The sequence below is a fragment of the Marinobacterium profundum genome, from assembly GCF_001528745.1.
GTDB classification, from domain to species: domain Bacteria; phylum Pseudomonadota; class Gammaproteobacteria; order Pseudomonadales; family Balneatricaceae; genus Marinobacterium_A; species Marinobacterium_A profundum.
In genome coordinates, this window is sequence record NZ_BCNS01000002.1 from 51,198 (window position 1) to 67,738 (window position 16,541).

At 57.2% G+C, this 16,541-nt stretch carries 17 protein-coding genes; 3 read left to right on the plus strand and 14 right to left on the minus strand.

Going from position 1 to position 16,541, the window contains the following annotated elements:
• Window positions 1-26: 26 nt before the first annotated feature.
• The 3 genes from MPRO_RS00530 to MPRO_RS00540 are packed head-to-tail and all read right to left on the minus strand — an operon-like array spanning window position 27 to window position 1,953.
• Entirely contained in the window at window positions 27-458 is a 432-nt protein-coding gene (locus MPRO_RS00530) for a nuclear transport factor 2 family protein (RefSeq protein ID WP_067285824.1), read from the minus strand.
• Complete coding sequence (locus MPRO_RS00535; protein ID WP_067285826.1) at window positions 455-1,222, minus strand: SDR family NAD(P)-dependent oxidoreductase; 768 nt, start codon at window positions 1,220-1,222, stop codon at window positions 455-457. The genes MPRO_RS00530 and MPRO_RS00535 overlap by 4 nt, the downstream gene beginning before the upstream one ends.
• Window positions 1,189-1,953, minus strand: coding sequence for a DUF6134 family protein (locus MPRO_RS00540; protein ID WP_067285827.1), 765 nt, complete (start codon window positions 1,951-1,953; stop codon window positions 1,189-1,191). The genes MPRO_RS00535 and MPRO_RS00540 overlap by 34 nt, the downstream gene beginning before the upstream one ends.
• A 228-nt stretch (window positions 1,954-2,181) precedes the next feature.
• Here MPRO_RS00540 and MPRO_RS00545 point away from each other — a divergent pair, with 228 nt between their 5' ends.
• Window positions 2,182-2,799, plus strand: a complete 618-nt coding sequence (locus MPRO_RS00545) for a peptidylprolyl isomerase (RefSeq protein ID WP_067285828.1) — start codon at window positions 2,182-2,184, stop codon at window positions 2,797-2,799.
• A 35-nt stretch (window positions 2,800-2,834) separates the two neighbouring features.
• On the opposite strand, the gene MPRO_RS00550 is transcribed toward MPRO_RS00545, so the two are convergent.
• From MPRO_RS00550 to MPRO_RS00580, 7 genes are all read right to left on the minus strand, one after another.
• A complete protein-coding gene (locus MPRO_RS00550) occupies window positions 2,835-5,075 on the minus strand; it encodes a heavy metal translocating P-type ATPase (RefSeq protein ID WP_067285830.1) in 2,241 nt (746 codons plus the stop codon).
• 5 nt (window positions 5,076-5,080) lie between these two features.
• Window positions 5,081-5,290 carry a heavy-metal-associated domain-containing protein gene (locus MPRO_RS00555; RefSeq protein WP_067285832.1) on the minus strand — a complete coding sequence of 70 codons (210 nt, stop codon included), beginning with the start codon at window positions 5,288-5,290 and terminating at the stop codon, window positions 5,081-5,083.
• A gap of 960 nt (window positions 5,291-6,250) precedes the next feature.
• Complete coding sequence (locus MPRO_RS00560) at window positions 6,251-6,706, minus strand: YiiD C-terminal domain-containing protein (RefSeq protein WP_245634999.1); 456 nt, start codon at window positions 6,704-6,706, stop codon at window positions 6,251-6,253.
• A gap of 1 nt (window position 6,707) precedes the next feature.
• Window positions 6,708-7,268 (minus strand): nitroreductase family protein, encoded by a 561-nt coding sequence (locus MPRO_RS00565; RefSeq protein ID WP_067285835.1) that lies wholly within the window; start codon window positions 7,266-7,268, stop codon window positions 6,708-6,710.
• A gap of 33 nt (window positions 7,269-7,301) precedes the next feature.
• Window positions 7,302-8,129: an NADPH-dependent 7-cyano-7-deazaguanine reductase QueF gene (gene queF / locus MPRO_RS00570; protein ID WP_067285836.1), complete on the minus strand. Its 828-nt coding sequence runs from the start codon at window positions 8,127-8,129 to the stop codon at window positions 7,302-7,304.
• A complete protein-coding gene (locus MPRO_RS00575) occupies window positions 8,126-8,899 on the minus strand; it encodes an ABC transporter permease (RefSeq protein ID WP_067285839.1) in 774 nt (257 codons plus the stop codon). The genes queF and MPRO_RS00575 overlap by 4 nt, the downstream gene beginning before the upstream one ends.
• 78 nt (window positions 8,900-8,977) lie before the next feature.
• Window positions 8,978-9,913 carry an ABC transporter ATP-binding protein gene (locus tag MPRO_RS00580; RefSeq protein ID WP_067285841.1) on the minus strand — a complete coding sequence of 312 codons (936 nt, stop codon included), beginning with the start codon at window positions 9,911-9,913 and terminating at the stop codon, window positions 8,978-8,980.
• 260 nt (window positions 9,914-10,173) lie between these two features.
• On the opposite strand from MPRO_RS00580, the gene MPRO_RS00585 reads away from it, so the two are divergent.
• Window positions 10,174-10,572, plus strand: a complete 399-nt coding sequence (locus MPRO_RS00585; protein ID WP_067285843.1) for a PA2817 family protein — start codon at window positions 10,174-10,176, stop codon at window positions 10,570-10,572.
• A gap of 66 nt (window positions 10,573-10,638) precedes the next feature.
• Here the strand turns inward: MPRO_RS00585 and MPRO_RS00590 are convergent, their stop codons facing one another.
• The 4 genes from MPRO_RS00590 to MPRO_RS25610 all read right to left on the minus strand — a co-directional run bounded on the left by MPRO_RS00590 (window position 10,639) and on the right by MPRO_RS25610 (window position 15,242).
• Window positions 10,639-10,845 (minus strand): DUF3565 domain-containing protein, encoded by a 207-nt coding sequence (locus tag MPRO_RS00590; RefSeq protein ID WP_067285845.1) that lies wholly within the window; start codon window positions 10,843-10,845, stop codon window positions 10,639-10,641.
• 10 nt (window positions 10,846-10,855) lie between these two features.
• Entirely contained in the window at window positions 10,856-12,808 is a 1,953-nt protein-coding gene (locus MPRO_RS00595; RefSeq protein ID WP_158651702.1) for a sensor histidine kinase, read from the minus strand.
• Window positions 12,809-12,930: 122 nt separating this feature from the next.
• On the minus strand, window positions 12,931-14,709 hold the full coding sequence (locus MPRO_RS00600) for an SLC13 family permease (protein WP_067285850.1): 1,779 nt from the start codon (window positions 14,707-14,709) through the stop codon (window positions 12,931-12,933).
• A gap of 356 nt (window positions 14,710-15,065) precedes the next feature.
• Entirely contained in the window at window positions 15,066-15,242 is a 177-nt protein-coding gene (locus MPRO_RS25610) for a hypothetical protein (RefSeq protein WP_158651703.1), read from the minus strand.
• A 546-nt stretch (window positions 15,243-15,788) separates the two neighbouring features.
• On the opposite strand from MPRO_RS25610, the gene MPRO_RS00610 reads away from it, so the two are divergent.
• On the plus strand, window positions 15,789-16,484 hold the full coding sequence (locus tag MPRO_RS00610) for a winged helix-turn-helix transcriptional regulator (protein ID WP_067285853.1): 696 nt from the start codon (window positions 15,789-15,791) through the stop codon (window positions 16,482-16,484).
• Window positions 16,485-16,541 lie beyond the last annotated feature (57 nt).

Consider the following 16,541-nt stretch of genomic DNA (forward strand, 5'->3'; position numbering starts at 1 on the left):
ACCCTGGTTCTACCGACAGTCGCAGTCTAGCGGCCACTGGCTGAGATGCGCTTTTTAATCAGCCGTAACAGGCCCCCAAGCAATGGCAAGCGCTCATACAGGGCGCCTGCATCCCAGTAATCGATATGGCTGGCAATACGGCCATCCGTATCGAACACCAGGCGTGAAACCCCTTCCACCTGCCAGGGGCCCAGGCCCGCCAGGCCAGCGCTGAAGGTCCAGAGGATATAACCGCACCGCTCATCCACCGACCAGTGTTGCACGCTAAAGCGCGGTTCGCTGGCGCGCCTGAACATGTCTTCAAGCACCTGCTTTACTCCAGCCACTCCACACACGTCATTAAAGGGATCCTGAAAGCGCACCGATTCGCTGAGCAGGGGCTCCAGCTGGGCGATGGTATCAGGACTCAGGTGTTCGAACAGTGCCACATAACGGGCACAGGTCTGAGCAGGTGTCATGGGCGCGTAATCCATCTGACAAGTGGAAAGTAAACAGAGTATGGCAACAGGCGCAGCAGCTTGAGGCCGAACACAAAGCGCCAGGGGAAAGCGATCTCAAAACGCCGTTTCTCGAGACCCTGGATAATGCGTCTGGCGGCATCATCCGCCTCAAGCAGAAACGGCATCTTAAACGTGTTTTGATCAGTCAAAGGGGTGCGTACAAAGCCCGGGTTTATCATGCTCAGCGCTATGCCTGTGCCCTTGAGGTCCAGTTGCAGCGCCTCGGCGAAATTAATCAGCGCCGCCTTGCTGGCTCCATAGGCACTGGCTGTCGGCAGGCCCCGATAGCCCGCCACCGAGGCGGTAATCGCCAACTGACCCGATCTGCGCCTGCGCATGCGCTCAAGCAGGGGTACGACGACATTCACCACACCCATGTAATTCAGCCGCACAAGGGAATCAAACGCCGACACCTCGAATTCCTCCAGCCCCAGGGCTTTGTGACTGCCGGCATTCAGCACAGCCAAGCTGACAGCGCCGCGTTCGGCTTCAATCTGCACCAGAGTTGCTACACAGGCAGCGGAATCGGTGACATCCAGCGGATAGGACCAGATCTCGCCGCCAAGCCCCTTAGCCTGATGCACCAGTTCCTCCAGCGCTGCAGCACCGCGGGCGCTTATGGCAACGGTGCAGCCTCTGCGAGCCAATTCCAACGCCAACGCAGCGCCTATACCGGTGGAAGCGCCTGTTATCCAGACAACGGGCCAGTCAGTTTTTGACATACGGCATTCCTGCTCCAAAGAGGTTCGGCGATAGCGGCTAGCGCTGCCGCAGGATCACGGGGATACAAGCGCACAACAGAACCATCGCGCGCCGAAAACTCCAGCCCACGCCAGAGGCCCTCGGCGTCATACCAGACCCTGGTGTCGGCCAGATCACCGCCCAGCAGGTAGCGATCAGCCTCAACCTCGCCGCCTGCCAGCGGGATTCTGTCACGACCCTCAAGGGTCACATCCAGCCTACTGGTGCCACCGGTAAGAGTATTCAGCAGCTGTGATTCATCTAGCACCGCTGCATTCCAGTGATTGCTCGGCAGCAGGTTGCGGGTCAGGCGCAGCAACCCCTGGGGACCATCGATTTCAAGCCGACCGTCCCTTGTATCACCATCAATGCGTAACTGATCGGTGCCATCCTCAATCTGCACCCGCAGCCCATCGAGCCTGCCGGCCTGCCACCATTCGGTGGCACTGTAGCTATAGCGGTAGTCAAACCAGAACGCGATGGGCACCTGCAAATCCATCATTATATCCACTCGCAGGCGCTCCGAATCCCGGGAAAAGACCACACAGTGCGTACCGATGGCAACATTATTGCGCTTTACTTCAAAGGCCAGCGACGCTGGCACCCCCGCTGCCTGGGTAGTTCTCGCCTGCGCCTGGGCCGCTACGCCCAGCAGCAATGTTGCCAGTAACCAGCCCGCTTTGTTCAACCACTGTACTGCACGCCCATTCATAACCTGTTCCATCTGTAAGTCAGATTGAACATACGCAAAACAGGCACTATCAGATTCATGCTTTGAATTTTGCTTCGGGACTCAAAAATAAGGCACCCTTGACGTTGCACTGCAGCACAGGCTTCAATACGGTTGCTTAAACAGCGGCGTGACACAAGCACCGCCCCCATAGACACACCGGTACCGCAGCCCCGCCGTTGCCGTCCCGGCAACGGAAATATAGCCACCATGAAACAGTTCTTGCGTAATACAGCATTGTGCTGCGGCCTGATCGCCGGCCTTAGTGTTCTGCCCGTACAGGCAGGTACCCTGGTCCAGATGCAAACCAGTGCCGGTAACTTGGAAATCGAACTCTTTGACGACCAGGCCCCCAAAACCGTGGCCAACTTTCTGCAATACGTCAATGAGGGCTTTTACAACGGTTCCATCTTTCACCGCGTGATTCCAGGTTTCATGATTCAGGGTGGCGGCTTTACCCAGGACATGCAGAAAAAGCAGACACATGCCCCCGTCGAAAATGAGTCTAATAACGGCCTCAGTAATCTTGCCGGTACCCTCGCCATGGCCCGCACCAATGACCCACACAGCGCCACCGCGCAGTTTTTCATTAACAGCGTCGACAACCCAAGGCTTGATGCACGGGGCAGCCAGCACGGCTATACGGTCTTTGCCCGGATCGTCAAGGGAATGGACGTGGTGAGCGATATCAGCGACACCCCTACCACAGTGCGTGCGCCGCACCGCGATGTGCCTACAACCCCCATCATTATCCTGGACATAAAGCCTCTTCCCGTAAAAAAAGAAGCAGAAACAGAAAGGCCCCGACAACAGGATGCCGGGGCCTAATAGGCAGAGCTTGAAGAAACGGCTCGGTGAGGCCGTTAGTACAGCTTGATCCAGCGCAGCCGGTTGGCGTTGCTGACCACGGTCACCGATGACAGCGCCATGGCGGCACCGGCGATCGCTGGGTTGAGCAGCATTCCAGTAAAAGGGAACAGCAGCCCGGCGGCCACCGGAATGGCGACGCTGTTGTAAACAAAGGCGCCAAACAGGTTCTGCTTGATGTTACGCACGGTGGCACGGGACACCGCTATGGCTTCCACCACCCCGGACAGCGCCCCGCTCATGAGTGTGACATCCGCGGTGTCGATCGCAATGTCGGTACCCGTCCCTATGGCATAACCGATATCGGCCTGTGCCAGCGCCGGCGCATCATTGATACCGTCACCCACCATGGCGACGATCTCGCCGGCCGCCTGCAATTCGCTGATCTTGGCCTGCTTTTGCTCCGGCCTGACACCTGCGAAGACCTCATCAATCCCCACCTCTAGCCCCACGGCCTCGGCACTGCGCTGGTTGTCTCCCGACAGCATTACGACCCGCAGCCCCATGGCGCGCAGCTGGGCAATGGCCTCTGCCGACCCCGCCTTGACAGGATCAGCCACCGCAAACAGCGCCTGCGCCTGCCCATCCACCGCCATGAACACCAAAGAGCGGGCCTGGGCACTCCAGTACTCTGCTTTTTCTTCCAGCGCACTGTAATCAATACCCAGCTCTGCCAGCCAGGCGGCATTGCCCAGAAGTATGTCATGTCCGTCAAAGCGGGCCTGCACGCCTGCGCCTGAGATGGCTTCAAACGCATCAAGCTCCATCCCCTGCACCGCGCTACCGGCCTGCTCATGGGTATATCGAGCCATGGCCTGTGCCAGCGGGTGCTCGGAGCGCCGCTCGATCACATGGGCCCAGCGCAGCAGTTCATCTCGGCGCGACTCATCCAGCAGCTGTACATCTGTCACCGCCGGGTGGCCTTCGGTAATGGTACCAGTCTTGTCCAGCACCAGAGTGGTGATATCCTGGGCCCGCTGCAAGGCTTCACCGTTGCGGATCAGGATGCCTCGCCCGGCAGCACGACCGACGCCGACCATCACCGACATGGGCGTTGCCAGACCCAGGGCACAGGGACAGGCGACGATCAGCACGGTCATCATGGTTACCAGGGCGTAGGTGTAGCGTGGTTCGGGTCCGAACCACCACCATACCAACCCGGTCACCAGCGCTAGCACAATCACCACCGGCACGAAGATGCCGGCGATGCGATCCGCCAGCCGACCGAGTGCAGGCTTGCTGTTCTGCGCCTGGCGCACGGTATCGACAATCTGTGCCAGCACCGTCTGACGGCCGACATGGGTGACTTCCATCAGCAAGCTGCCATTGCCGTTGAGGGTGCTGCCCACCACCGTATCACCGGCGGCCTTGCTCACCGGTATCGGCTCGCCGGTCAGCATGGATTCGTCTATCCGGCTACTGCCATCGACGACCTTGCCATCCACCGGAATGCGCTCGCCAGGGTAAATCCGTACCTGATCACCCGGCACCAGCAGCGCCACGGGCACCTCGGCTTCCTCGCCATCCCGCACACGCCGTGCGGTGCGGGGCTGCAAATCCAGCAGCTTGCGAATGGCATCCGAGGTTTGCCCCCGGGCACGGGATTCCAGCGCCTGCCCCAGCAGGATAAAGCCGAGAATCATCACCGCGGCCTCGTAATACAGATGCCGTGCCTCCGCCACCAGCAGCTCGGGCGCAACGACCGCCACCACCAGCAGGACGCTGGAGTAAAGCCAGGCAGCTCCGGTACCCAGGGCAATCAGCGTATCCATATTGAGATTGCGCTGTACGATGGAACGCCAGCCGCCACGATAAATATTGCCGGCGCAGAACACCATCACGGCCAGCGTCAGCAGCCCCATAAGAAGGGCTTCAATACGCCCGGCAGAAGTAGCGATATCCGGCATCCAGCCCAGCAGGCCCGCCACCATCATGGCGCTGCCCAGCGCCAGCGCGATCAGGCTGCGGCGCAACACCTTGCGATAATGTTGCTGCTCGGCCTGGCGCACCTGCTCCTGGTCGTTTTCGTCCTCGACCAGCATGGCGTCATAGCCAGCCGCACGTATTGAATCAATAATGCGGCCAGGCTCTATTTCAGCCTGAACCGTGGCGCTGCGATCGGCAAAATTGATAGCGAAGGCCTGAATTCCCTCTTCAGACTGCAGCGCCTTGTCGATGGTGCGCACACAGGCCGCGCAGGATACGCCCTGCAATGCGAACTGGTGAATGTTGCTCATGATTGCTATTCCTCCAGCGTGGCGTTGTAGCCCGCATCCTGAATCAGATCGATAATCACATCACTGCTGGCCGCTGTGCGCACGATAACGGTTTTGCTCGGCAGATCAAACTCAGCCGAGGCGACCTCACCGGAGGCGGCAAAACGGGTTTCAATGGTTCTTACGCAACCGCCACAGGAAACGCCCACCAGATTAAATTGATATTCGTGTGTCATGGGAACCTCGCGTTATTAACAGTATGGATGACCTTCGACGACATCATAAACCCTAAACCCAACTACAGAGTCAAGACTCAAGACACACTTTTTTAATAACCACAGTCCAGCGGAAGAACACCGCGTCCGCGCCGGGGGTGCGTCATCACAATGATGAACAGCAAGACAGGCAAACATGCTCGCTCGGCGCGGAGCGAATGGCAGGAAAACCAGCAAAAAAGACTAAAAGCAGGAATATATCGACAGGATTGCCGATTTACACAGCGATAGCTGCCCACCGGGCAAGCTACAGGGATGTAGCTTGTGCATAGTGACTTACTGGTGTGCGTATAACGACCAATGAGACATGGCGGCGAACCGCCGCACGGTGTAATTGGCAGGCTCATTGACACCCTACACAGCCAGCCCCCGATGGGATATCAAACCATCAGACGTAAATTACGACCACCAAGACATCAGAACGGCTTACATTCCCCCTTATGAAGCCCGCGAGCACTGAGGTCATGCGGCGAATTGGCCCGAAGGGGCGCAACAGGGACTGATGCGCCTGCGATGAGGTACATGGATGTACCCGCAGGGGCTCAGAGCGCAGCGTAAAGGCTTCATTGGGGCGTATTCTTCAAGGTAAAAAGTCTTGCATACTTTCCTTGTCGCGTAACAAGGAAAGTAGGTCGCCGACAGGCGAAATACAGACTCGAAAAAATCAGCGGAGCTTCCGCCGACAAGCGCGATCCAGGAGACACAGGATTCCAGCTTTATTCACTTCTGCCATCCGGCATGGCGGCATAGCGCCTTATGACGGAACGCCGCCCGGAACAATTCGCTTGGGTAAACGGTGCGATTCGCTTCGCTCATCAGCACCCTTCAAAAGCACGTGCCCCGCTACCCCAGTAGTGCGGATTCCGCCCCCTCCTGTTCGATGACCAAAATCAGGTAGGTTAAATATTGTCCGACAACCTCCTAACGCAGCAACGCCACGTAGGCGCCGGTCATGCGCATGGCCACACGCTCACCCTGACAGATCTCAATCGTCAGATCCAGCCGCGCCCGGCGCCGTGCTTTGAGTTTGTCGAGAAAGGCACCAATGCCGGGTGAATCCGGCAATTGGGTGCGGGCAACAAAGTCCGCATCCACCGGTGACAGGTACTTCAGCTGACTGTCCGCGATCACCAGATCGCAGTCCAGCCCCTGCTCACTCAGCAGCAGCGTAACGAGTGACCAGCCACAGATGGTTGCCAGCGTCGCCTGGGAACCGCCAAAACCGGTGCCCTTGTCGTTGACATTGGGCCCCAGTGCCGCCGGAATCGAGAGCCGCTGACCATCATAATCGAACGACCCCAGCCCCATGTGATTGAGCAGCGGTATCTGGCCCAGCAGCCAGTGCTGAAAATCAGCAATGTCTACCGGACCCTTCATCTCAGGCACCATCCCAGCGACGGACAAAGTCGGCGGGGTCCAGTGCCTGGGTGGTGCGCTGACGGCTCGGTGTACCCAGGTAGACATAGCCGACCAGGGATTCGTGTTCGGCCAGCCCCAAACCCTGCAAGACCAGTGGATCATAGGCGGGGCTCCCGGTGCGCCACATGGCACCGACGCCCAGGGCATGGGCGGCCGTGACAATATTGTTGGCGGCACAGCCGGCGGATATCAGCTGTTCGATCTGCGGCACTTTGGGATGCTCACGCATGGCAGCAATAACCACCACCACCATGGGCGCGCGGCTCGGCGCCTTGAACAGTTTGTCGCCCCGCTCCGGTGCCAGCTGCGGATCTTTCGCCCGGGCACCCGCCAGAAACAGCTCACCCAGACGATCCAGACCCTCGCCTTCGATCACCAGGAAGCGCCAGGGCTGGATACCGCCGTGATCAGGCGCTCGCAGCGCGGCGCGAAACATCTGCTCCAGCTGCTCGGCAGTAGGGCCCGGCGCCTCAAGCAGCGGAATTGATACGCGGTTGATCAATGCATCCAGTGCATCCATGGAATAAGTTCTCCTAATAGGGGCGCGAGGGGGTTACTGCCGGTCCAGCCTCAAATTGGGGGCTTCGCCTGGCTGGCTGCTGCGATAGGGGTTGATATCCAGACCGCCGCGGCGCACATAGCGGGCGTAGACGCTGAGCGACTCGGGGCGACACTGTTGCCAGATATCCATAAAGATATTCTCGACGCACTGCTCGTGAAAATCACCGTGCTCACGGTACGACACCAGATAGCGCAACAGGCCTTCGCGATCAATCTGCGGGCCTGTGTAGCTCACCTGGATGCTGGCCCAGTCCGGCTGGCCCGTGACCGGGCAGTTGGACTTGAGCAAATGACTGTAGAGGCTCTCGGTGACGACATTTTCGCCGGCACCGAGCAGCTCGGGAGCCGGCTGATAATGCTCAATTTCAACGTCCAGCTCATCAAGACAACTGCCTTCAAAGCTGCCTATGGGCGCACTGGCGTCGGGCGCAATGAGCCGAACCTGCACCTCGCCTCCAGCCACGGCGGACAGATCCTGCGTCATCAGCGCGCTAACCACAGCCTCGCTGTCAAAGCGACTCAGGTTGAAGGAGTTGAGATAGAGCTTGAACGACTTGGATTCAATGATATGGCTGGAGCTGGCAGGAATGCGAAACTCCGCCAGCCGTACCACCGGCTTGCCGCGGCCATTAAGCCAGGACACCTCGTAGGCATTCCAGATATCCTCACCGGCAAACGGCAGGCTGGCCTGGTCGATGCCCCGCTTTTGCCAGTTAAGATTGCGCGCGATCGGGTAGAGCTGACCGGCGTCGTAAGTATTCACATAGGCGGTGTCCTGTCCCAGCGGGGACTGGTGCAAAACCTGATCTTCATGACTCAAGAGCGGATCCCCTTGCCTTTTTGCAACAGGTACAAAGAATAGCTGAACAGCACTGCGATGACGGCCAGCAGCATGCTGAAGGCGAAGACGATATTAATGTCACTGACCCCCAGAATGCCGTAGCGGAAGGTATTCACCATATAGAGGATGGGGTTCAGCATAGACACACCCTGCCAGAATTCCGGCAGCAGCTGAATCGAATAGAAGACGCCACCCAGGTAGGTCAGGGGTGTCAGTATAAAAGTTGGCACTATGGAAATATCATCGAAGGAATTGGCGTAGATTGCATTGATAAAGCCACCCAGTGAAAACAGAACCGCAGTCATCAGCACAATACTGATGGTCACAAAGAGGTGATGTACCTGCAGGTCAGTAAAGAATAGCGACAGCAGGGTCACAATCAGGCCCACGCCGACTCCACGCGCAACGCCACCCACCACATAGCCACAGAGAATAATCCAGTTGGGAATGGGTGATACCAGCAATTCCTCGACATTGCGCTGGAACTTGGTGCCGTAAAAGGACGACACTACATTGCCATAGGAGTTCGTGATCACGGACATCATGATCAGGCCTGGCACTATGTATTCCATGTAATCGAAGCCGCCCATCTCACCAATGCGACTGCCTATCAGGTTGCCGAATATAATGAAATAGAGCGTCATGGTGATGGCTGGCGGCAACAGTGTCTGCGGCCAGATACGCATGAATCGGCGTATTTCCTTGACGACTATCGTCCAGAAAGCAATTAATAGCTCCCGCGGTTTCATGCAGTCTCCTGGTTAAACGTGAATCGATTAGGTTACTAACAGCGCCCCAAGCCTTATGCGGCGGCGCTTCAAAAGAGCTCAGGCGCTTTTCTCGTCCTTGAGATTTTTATCCACCAGGCTGACGAACAGCTCTTCCAACCGGTTGGCCTTGTTGCGCATGCTTTGCACTTCAATGCGCTGTTGCGACAGCTCGGCAAAGAGCCCGCTCAAACCCTGATTTTTTTCCACATCCACCACCAGCGTATGATCGTCTTCGAGGCGCGCCTGGTAGCCGTTCAGTGCCGGCAAGGTACCCTGGGGCGGGTCTATGTCCAGAATGATCGTCTCGGTATTGAGCTGCTGCAACAGCGCCTTGATACTGGTGTTCTTGACGATGCGGCCATGGTCGATAATCGCAATATTGCGACACAGACTCTCGGCCTCTTCCAGGTAATGGGTAGTCAGAATAATGGTGGTGCCGGCACGGTTAATGTCCTGCAGGAAGGCCCACATGGAACGTCGCAGTTCGATATCCACACCTGCCGTAGGTTCGTCCAGAATCAGCACCCGGGGCTCATGCACCAGCGCCCTGGCAATCATCAGGCGTCGCTTCATGCCACCGGAGAGCATGCGCGATACCTGGTTGCGCTTGTCCCAGAGACCCAGCTTTTTCAGATAGAACTCTGCCCGCTCCCGCGCGAGCCGCGGCCCTATGCCGTAATAACCCGCCTGGGTAGTGACTATATCCATCACCTTTTCAAACTGATTAAAATTGAATTCCTGCGGCACGACGCCAAGACACATCTTGGCCTGGGCGTGGGCCTTGTCCAGACTGTGGCCAAAGACCTCCACATCGCCGGAACTCTTGTTGACCAGTGAGGAGACGATCCCCAGGGTGGTGGACTTGCCGGCACCATTGGGGCCCAGCAGCGCAAAAAAATCGCCCTGCTGCACTTCCAGCGAGATGCCTTTTAGCGCCTCAAAGCCGTTGCCGTAAGTTTTACAAAGATTGCGTATCGATAGCGCAGCGGTCATGTATTCATCCTGTCTGTTCGGCCCGCGGGAGCCGCTGAATGGGTGTCGACAGGCCCGTAGGGCCCGGATGCGCCTTGCAGCTGCAGGGGCGACGGCTTCAGAGGCTCTCTATATGCGGTCGCAGGGGGGCAATTTCAACCTCGAACGACCCCGCAGAGGTAGCCGCATCAAGCCCACGCCGCACAATTGGCGCTGAACAATGCTCGACCCGGCCCCATCCTTTGCTAAAATAGCGCCCCTTCAACCGAGGGTAGCCACCGATGATTGCCGATTATTACCAGTTCCAGATCAATCTGCTTAAAGTTGCCAGTAACAATCTGCTGCGCCAGGCACCATTCAACCTGGAGGAGCTGGGTGAAAACGAGATCGAGTTTCAGCAGCAACTGATCGCCCTGGTGGAAGATCTTGAACATCAGCGCGGGGATTATATCGAATCCGGCCAGCAAATTCTGTCCCGTCTGGTACGTCATTACCCGGATTTGGTGCCGTTGGTGCCCCGGGACCTGTTCTGGCTATTTGGTGGTGAGCTGCTGCATTTCATGCCGGACGATGAAATTGAGATTTTCCAGCAGCTCGACGAGCAACGCTACGAAGCAGAGACCGCGGGCAAAGCCTTCAATTACGAAGAATCCCGTGCACGCCTGCTGGGCCTGAATTAACCAGGCGGCACCCGCGGGAAGAGCCGGACTCTGGAACCAGGGTGAATGCTGAAGCCGGATAGTTTTTCAGCGGCAGTCCGCTGGCGCACTCTCATCGCACTTTTTGCACCTCAGTTCAGAGCCCAGTTTTGACGCCCGCCCCTGTTCGGTAATCACCCAGGGGCGATTTACCCAGGGCGGATTATGGCGCACATGCTGAAAATGCCCGCAGGCCAGTTGTGCCACCCAGTCACCGGCCTCATCCAGGTGATAGCCCGTAATAGGTTGCTTCATGCCAAGCGCTTCATGCAGGCTCAGTCGCTGGATTCAGCGGCAGCTCAAAGCTAAAGCAGGCGCCTTCCCCCGGTGTACTGTTGCAATTCAGGGTGCCACCATGCTTTTCCACGATCTCCTTTGTGATCGCAAGCCCAAGTCCGGTGCCGCCTTTTTCCCGCGTATCAGAGGAGTCCTCCTGGGAAAACTTCTCAAAGATGCGTTTCTGAAACTCCAGCGCGATTCCGGGGCCCTTGTCGGTCACACTGACCCGCACCCGTTCACCCAGCACACGGCTTTCAATCAACACCTCCCCTGCGCCCGGAGAGTACTTGATGGCATTGGACAGCAGGTTCGACATCACCTGCATCAGCCTGCCCTCGACCCCGAGCACAGGAGTATTGGCACCCTCAGCAGGCTGCCAGACGATCTGCACGCCGTATTTGTCCGCATAGCCCTGCATTGAGGCCACGGCACTGTCGATCAGAGTTTCGATTGATATCGGATGTAACTGAAAGCTGTTATCGGTGAGTTGAATCTTGTTGATGTCCAGCAAGTCATTGATCAGCTGCTCCAGCCGGTGGCTGTTGTCATAGGCAATCTTGAGCATATGCTGCGCCGGCGCCGGCACCTCACCCAGTTTGTTGCCGACAATCAGGCCAAGGGCGCCCTTGATCGATGTCAGCGGGGTACGCAGTTCATGACTGACCGTAGAGATAAATTCATCCTTCATGCGCTCGATTTTTTTGCGCTCACTGACATCATTGAAAACCACCACAGTACCCACCACAAGGCCGTCCTTTTTCAGCGGTGTGCGAGTGTACTCCACCGGATAACTAGTACCGTCCCGATAGCTGAACTCTTGATCTGTCACCCGAAGAACCTCGTCCAGCCCTTCCGCCCCCGAGCCTTTAGATGCCATATCCTGCACGCCTGGCTGAATCAGCGCCCCCATATGAGCCCCCAGCAGCTCGTCGGCGCGGTAGCCGAGCAACTGACAGGCCGCCGGGTTCGAGAAGGTCACACGGCCATCCAGGTCCAGGCCATAAATACCTTCACCTACAGCATCCAGCAGCAGTCGGTTGTGCCGCTCGGATTCCTGCAGCGCCTTGGTGGACTCACTGATGCGCCAGGCCAGCAACATCACCAGCACCAGCAGCATGATCGAGGTAACAGATGATATGAGTGCCGCCGCATAGGCCCTGGGCAACCAGCCGGCCGAAATCGCGTAGACAGCCCCACCCACCAGCATAAAAGGCAACAGCAAAGCCCACGGAATGGCCCTGCGGACGATTACGCTACCAATCCCCTGCCCAATCAGCAGGGAAAAGAAACCCGAATCCGTGCGTCTGATGATCACCAGTGTCCCAAGCAACACAAAGCAGACCAGGGTTTGCAGCGAGGTCACGGTAAAAGATGACTGGCTAAACAGTTGCGACGCCTTAAAGCTGTAGCCGGCAATAATGATCAGTATCATGGCGCCCATGGCAATACTCAGGCTATCGGCCAGCCGATTGCGCCATTTGCCCCGCAGGCTGGACTCGGCAACGAAAGCCAGCCCGATGACCAGGAACAGCAGCGCCGTTTGCAGAGACATGCGCCCCGGCAAGTCGGCCGCAGTATCTTCAGCCAACAGCGTATCGAGCCAGAATGCCCGCCCGCTGAGGTGACCCAGCAAGGCGGTACCGGACAGCAGCAGTACCAAAAGCGCACACAGGCAGGCCGCACCGCGTCGCACGCCATGGCGTCGGGGCTCACAAAACTGGTAATTCCCCAGACACAGCAGAAAGGCCAGCGCCGTGTTGGCCTTCATCAGGAACCAGTCTCCAGGCAGCAGTGCACCCACCGACGGCAGCAGCCAGCCCAGCAGTACTGGCGTTGCTATCATCAGCATCAAAACAACACAGGCCGTCCTGACACCCTTTAGCACGCCGTACTTTTTAACTTCAGACCGGGCCGAAGGCTGCGTGGAAGAATCTGACATATCCATTTTCAAAGTCCCTTCTATTCAGCGCCAGATTTCATGCAGCTTTACAGAGCAAAAGCGCGCATCAGCGGCGCCTTCTGCAAGATGCTTCCCAACGAAGAGCCCTGGCCCAGCCACCGCTAGAGCGGCCAGACCAGCAGAATCAGCGGCACTGCCAGTAACACAATCAGAATTTCAAGCGGCAATCCCATGCGCCAGTAGTCCCCGAAGGCATATCCGCCCGGGCCCAGCACCAGGGTGTTGGACTGATGCCCGATAGGGGTCAAAAAAGCACAGGATGCACCCACGGCAACGGCCATGAAAAACGGATCCGGGCTCACACCCAGCCCCATGGCGATACCGTAGGCCAGCGGCGCCATGATCACAGCCGTGGCCGCATTATTGATAATGTCAGACAGGAACATGGTCACCACCAGCACCAGACCGATCACCAGATACAGCGGCATACCCTCGGTCAGCGCCAGTACCTGGGTAGCCAGCAGCTGCGTGAGACCCGTGCTCTGCAGCGCAGATCCAACTGGGATCATGGCCGAAAGCAGGATGATAACCGGCCAGTCGATGGCATCGTAAAGATTGCGTACCGGCAATATTTCGAGCAGCAGGTAAACCAAAACGGCGATAAAAAATACCACCGCCAGCGGCAACACCTTGGCAACGCCCAGCGCAATCGCGACAGCAAAGATTGTCAGCGCTATGGCAATTTTTTTCGGCTGCCCAAGGCTGAGGTTGCGCTCGGCAAGCGGAATCATGCCCAGCTCGCCAAGTTGCTCGTCCACATCATCGACAGCGCCCTGCAACAGCAGAATATCGCCGGCCTGAAACTGCTCGCGCCTCAGCCGCCTGCGAATCTGCTGCCCTTCCCGCGCCAGGCCAACCAGCGCCAGGGAACTGCCACTGCGCCTGCGCAGAAAGGGCACATCACGTCCTTCCAGTACCGAGCCTTTCTTGACAACCCCCTCAACCAGGGTAAGGTCGCCCTGGGTCAGCTCGGCGAATTTTTTATCGGCACTGGTAATCAGCTCCAGGTCATTCTTGTCGAGCAAGGGCTGAATTTCCGACGGATCGGCCTGCAGAATCAGAATATCGCCGGCATTGAGCACCTGACCCGGGCGCAATGACAGCGTCTTGCCATGGCGATGTGCCACACCCACCACCTCGATACTGCCATCATCAAGGCCATCGATATCTTCGACCGGCCGACCAACCAGAGTGGAATCAGCGGTCACTATTACTTCTGTCAGATAATCATCTATGGCAAACAGTTGCTCGGGCGAGCTGCGATTGAGGCGTGCCGCCGGAATAAAACGCCAGCCCAGCAGTGTGACGAAGAGCACGCCCATTAAGGCAATGGCCACTCCCACTGGCGAAAAATCAAACATGTTGAATGATTCTCCGCTCACCTCGGCGCGCATCATGGCAATGATAATATTGGGCGGTGTACCTATGGCCGTCGTCATGCCTCCCAAAATACTGCCAAAGGCCAGCGGCATCAGTATCAGCGCGGGCGAGCGCTGGTGCTTGCTGCAGGTCGCCAGCGCAACCGGCAGCATCAGCGCCAGGGCTCCTACGTTATTCATAAAGGCAGATGCCACCGTTACGACTGTGGTCATGATCAGAATATGGCTAAGCGGATTTTCAGTGTAGGGCAGGATTTTCTGCACGATCATGTCCACCACCCCGGAGCGGCGCAGCGCATCGGAGATCACCAGCACCGCCGCCACCGTTACGACCGCAGGATGGCCAAAGCCTGCAAAGGCATCCTCAGCCGACACCAGACCTGCCAGTACACAGAGCCCCAATGCGATTGCAGCTACAACATCATGGCGATACTTTCCCCAGACAAAGAGCACCAGCGTCAGCAGCAAAACTGCGGTAATCAGCCATTGATCAGTATTCAAGAACGAGCTCCCTGTTCGCAAGCCCTTGATAATAGAGCACCGCAGGGGGAATAAACAGACGAAGGCCTATTCTGATCCTCCATCGGGTACCGCCCCGGACTCACAGCAGGTCCCGGCATGAATAATTCCGACGCTGCGACAAGACTCAGTCGACAGGCAAAGGCGCCTGGGCAAGTTCACAGGCATTGAAGGATCAGGCGGGGAAATCGTAGGTTACAGCGAACACTGGGGCGGAAAACCCAGCAGCCGGCCAAGCCCTCAGCACCCACCTGATCGCCCTGAGTGACGACGGCAGAGTCCGAGCCGACAAAGATATCCATGGATATGATTCTGCTCAAAGGCTGGCAAGACAGACCTCATGACGCCAGATCCCGCCACAGCCGCTCATTGCGCCGCAGCTCAGCCGCCATGGGGTCTACACCAATATCCTTCAATGTATGCCGATCCAGTGACCGTAGCGTCCTGTGGTCTGTCCGATACTGAGACTGATACCAGGATTTCAGGTTTTGGATAACAGAGTTGAGTGATTTCATAACGACCTCCCCATAGCCTGTGAACCTATAGCCAGATGCTGGCTCTTCTCCTGCAACTGTGGGACTAAAATCAGGCTATTGATCATCATGCCCCTGGGTTGCTTATCAAAGCTGGTGACTGCCACTGCCGATATGCCGGCCTGACAGGTGCTCAATATCTTGCGCAATTCGGTCCTATCGATATAACTTTTTATTATTCGGCACATAATGCTCCTCCGGCTTATTCCGTAACTTGCATGTTGTTCAGGTTAATCCACCGGGGATTTTTATAATGCTTCAAAATCAGCAGGAACCAGCTACAGTTTTTGTAGTAACTAACTACTGTAGATAAAGCTGACTATCGGAAAACGTGACCTGCCATGCTTTTTAGCTAGGAGGCTGTCCTAGAATGCTGGCCGTAGCGAGAGCCGACTGATTTGAGCGGGTTTTTGCGGTGTTTTAAGGCGAATAGTGGTTCTATTTAACGCAAAACAGCACAAAAAACAGCCAAACTCAGGTGGCTCGCAGTAGGTTGAGTATTCTCGGACAGCCTCCTAGAGGTACAGCATGAGCTATTACCAATTTTGCCCCATTGCCAAAGCCATGGAAGTGCTGGGCGAGCGCTGGACGCTGCTATTGGTAAGGGAACTGCTGATGGGCTCTACCCGGTTCAACGTCTTTCAGCGCGGACTCTGTCAGATGTCACCGAGTCTGCTGACCAAACGCCTGGGCAGTCTTGAGGAAGCTGGACTGATTGTGCGTAAACGCATTCCGGGTCAGCGGGGGTTCGAGTATTTTCCGACCCAGGCCTGCAAAGACCTGATGCCCGTTATCGAACAGATCGGTCACTGGGGCATGCGCTGGGCGCGGAATCAACTCATCGAAGATGATTATGACCTCGAACTTCTGATGCTCTACCTGCAACGCAGCATCTGCCCGGACAAGCTGATCGGTAATGAAACCGTGATTCGCTTCAACTTCAAAGACGTCAAGGAGCATCCCAGCTGGTGGATCGTCGTGAAGGGGGCGGATGTGGATGTCTGCATCCATGACCCAGGCAAAGAGGTGGATGTGTATTTCAACGTCGGTCTTAAAACCATGTGCCAGCTGTGGATGGGCGACATCAGCTACAAAAAGGCCATTTCAGCAGGGCAGCTACAGCTGGTCGGGCATTGCGAGCTGACCAAGAGCGTCGAGCACTGGCTCAAACCCAGCATTTTCGCCGACATCCCAACCGCCCGGGAGATCATGGAGCCCGCTTGATATATGGGAAAACCTGCAGGTGATTGTCGGGCTTGTATTGGCCTGCAGCGCAGAGTG

What these genes read in the sequence shown, in the direction of transcription:
- MPRO_RS00610 (WP_067285853.1), top strand. Translation starts at nt 15,789, where the DNA reads ATGAGCTATTACCAATTTTGCCCCATTGCCAAAGCCATGGAAGTGCTG.
- MPRO_RS00540 (WP_067285827.1), bottom strand. Translation starts at nt 1,953, where the DNA reads ATGAATGGGCGTGCAGTACAGTGGTTGAACAAAGCGGGCTGGTTACTG.
- MPRO_RS00560 (WP_245634999.1), bottom strand. Translation starts at nt 6,706, where the DNA reads ATGAAGGGTCCGGTAGACATTGCTGATTTTCAGCACTGGCTGCTGGGC.
- MPRO_RS00595 (WP_158651702.1), bottom strand. Translation starts at nt 12,808, where the DNA reads ATGTCAGATTCTTCCACGCAGCCTTCGGCCCGGTCTGAAGTTAAAAAG.
- MPRO_RS00545 (WP_067285828.1), top strand. Translation starts at nt 2,182, where the DNA reads ATGAAACAGTTCTTGCGTAATACAGCATTGTGCTGCGGCCTGATCGCC.
- MPRO_RS00580 (WP_067285841.1), bottom strand. Translation starts at nt 9,913, where the DNA reads ATGACCGCTGCGCTATCGATACGCAATCTTTGTAAAACTTACGGCAAC.
- MPRO_RS00585 (WP_067285843.1), top strand. Translation starts at nt 10,174, where the DNA reads ATGATTGCCGATTATTACCAGTTCCAGATCAATCTGCTTAAAGTTGCC.
- MPRO_RS00550 (WP_067285830.1), bottom strand. Translation starts at nt 5,075, where the DNA reads ATGAGCAACATTCACCAGTTCGCATTGCAGGGCGTATCCTGCGCGGCC.
- MPRO_RS00530 (WP_067285824.1), bottom strand. Translation starts at nt 458, where the DNA reads ATGACACCTGCTCAGACCTGTGCCCGTTATGTGGCACTGTTCGAACAC.
- MPRO_RS00535 (WP_067285826.1), bottom strand. Translation starts at nt 1,222, where the DNA reads ATGTCAAAAACTGACTGGCCCGTTGTCTGGATAACAGGCGCTTCCACC.
- MPRO_RS00565 (WP_067285835.1), bottom strand. Translation starts at nt 7,268, where the DNA reads ATGGATGCACTGGATGCATTGATCAACCGCGTATCAATTCCGCTGCTT.
- MPRO_RS00555 (WP_067285832.1), bottom strand. Translation starts at nt 5,290, where the DNA reads ATGACACACGAATATCAATTTAATCTGGTGGGCGTTTCCTGTGGCGGT.
- MPRO_RS00575 (WP_067285839.1), bottom strand. Translation starts at nt 8,899, where the DNA reads ATGAAACCGCGGGAGCTATTAATTGCTTTCTGGACGATAGTCGTCAAG.
- MPRO_RS00590 (WP_067285845.1), bottom strand. Translation starts at nt 10,845, where the DNA reads ATGAAGCAACCTATTACGGGCTATCACCTGGATGAGGCCGGTGACTGG.
- MPRO_RS25610 (WP_158651703.1), bottom strand. Translation starts at nt 15,242, where the DNA reads ATGAAATCACTCAACTCTGTTATCCAAAACCTGAAATCCTGGTATCAG.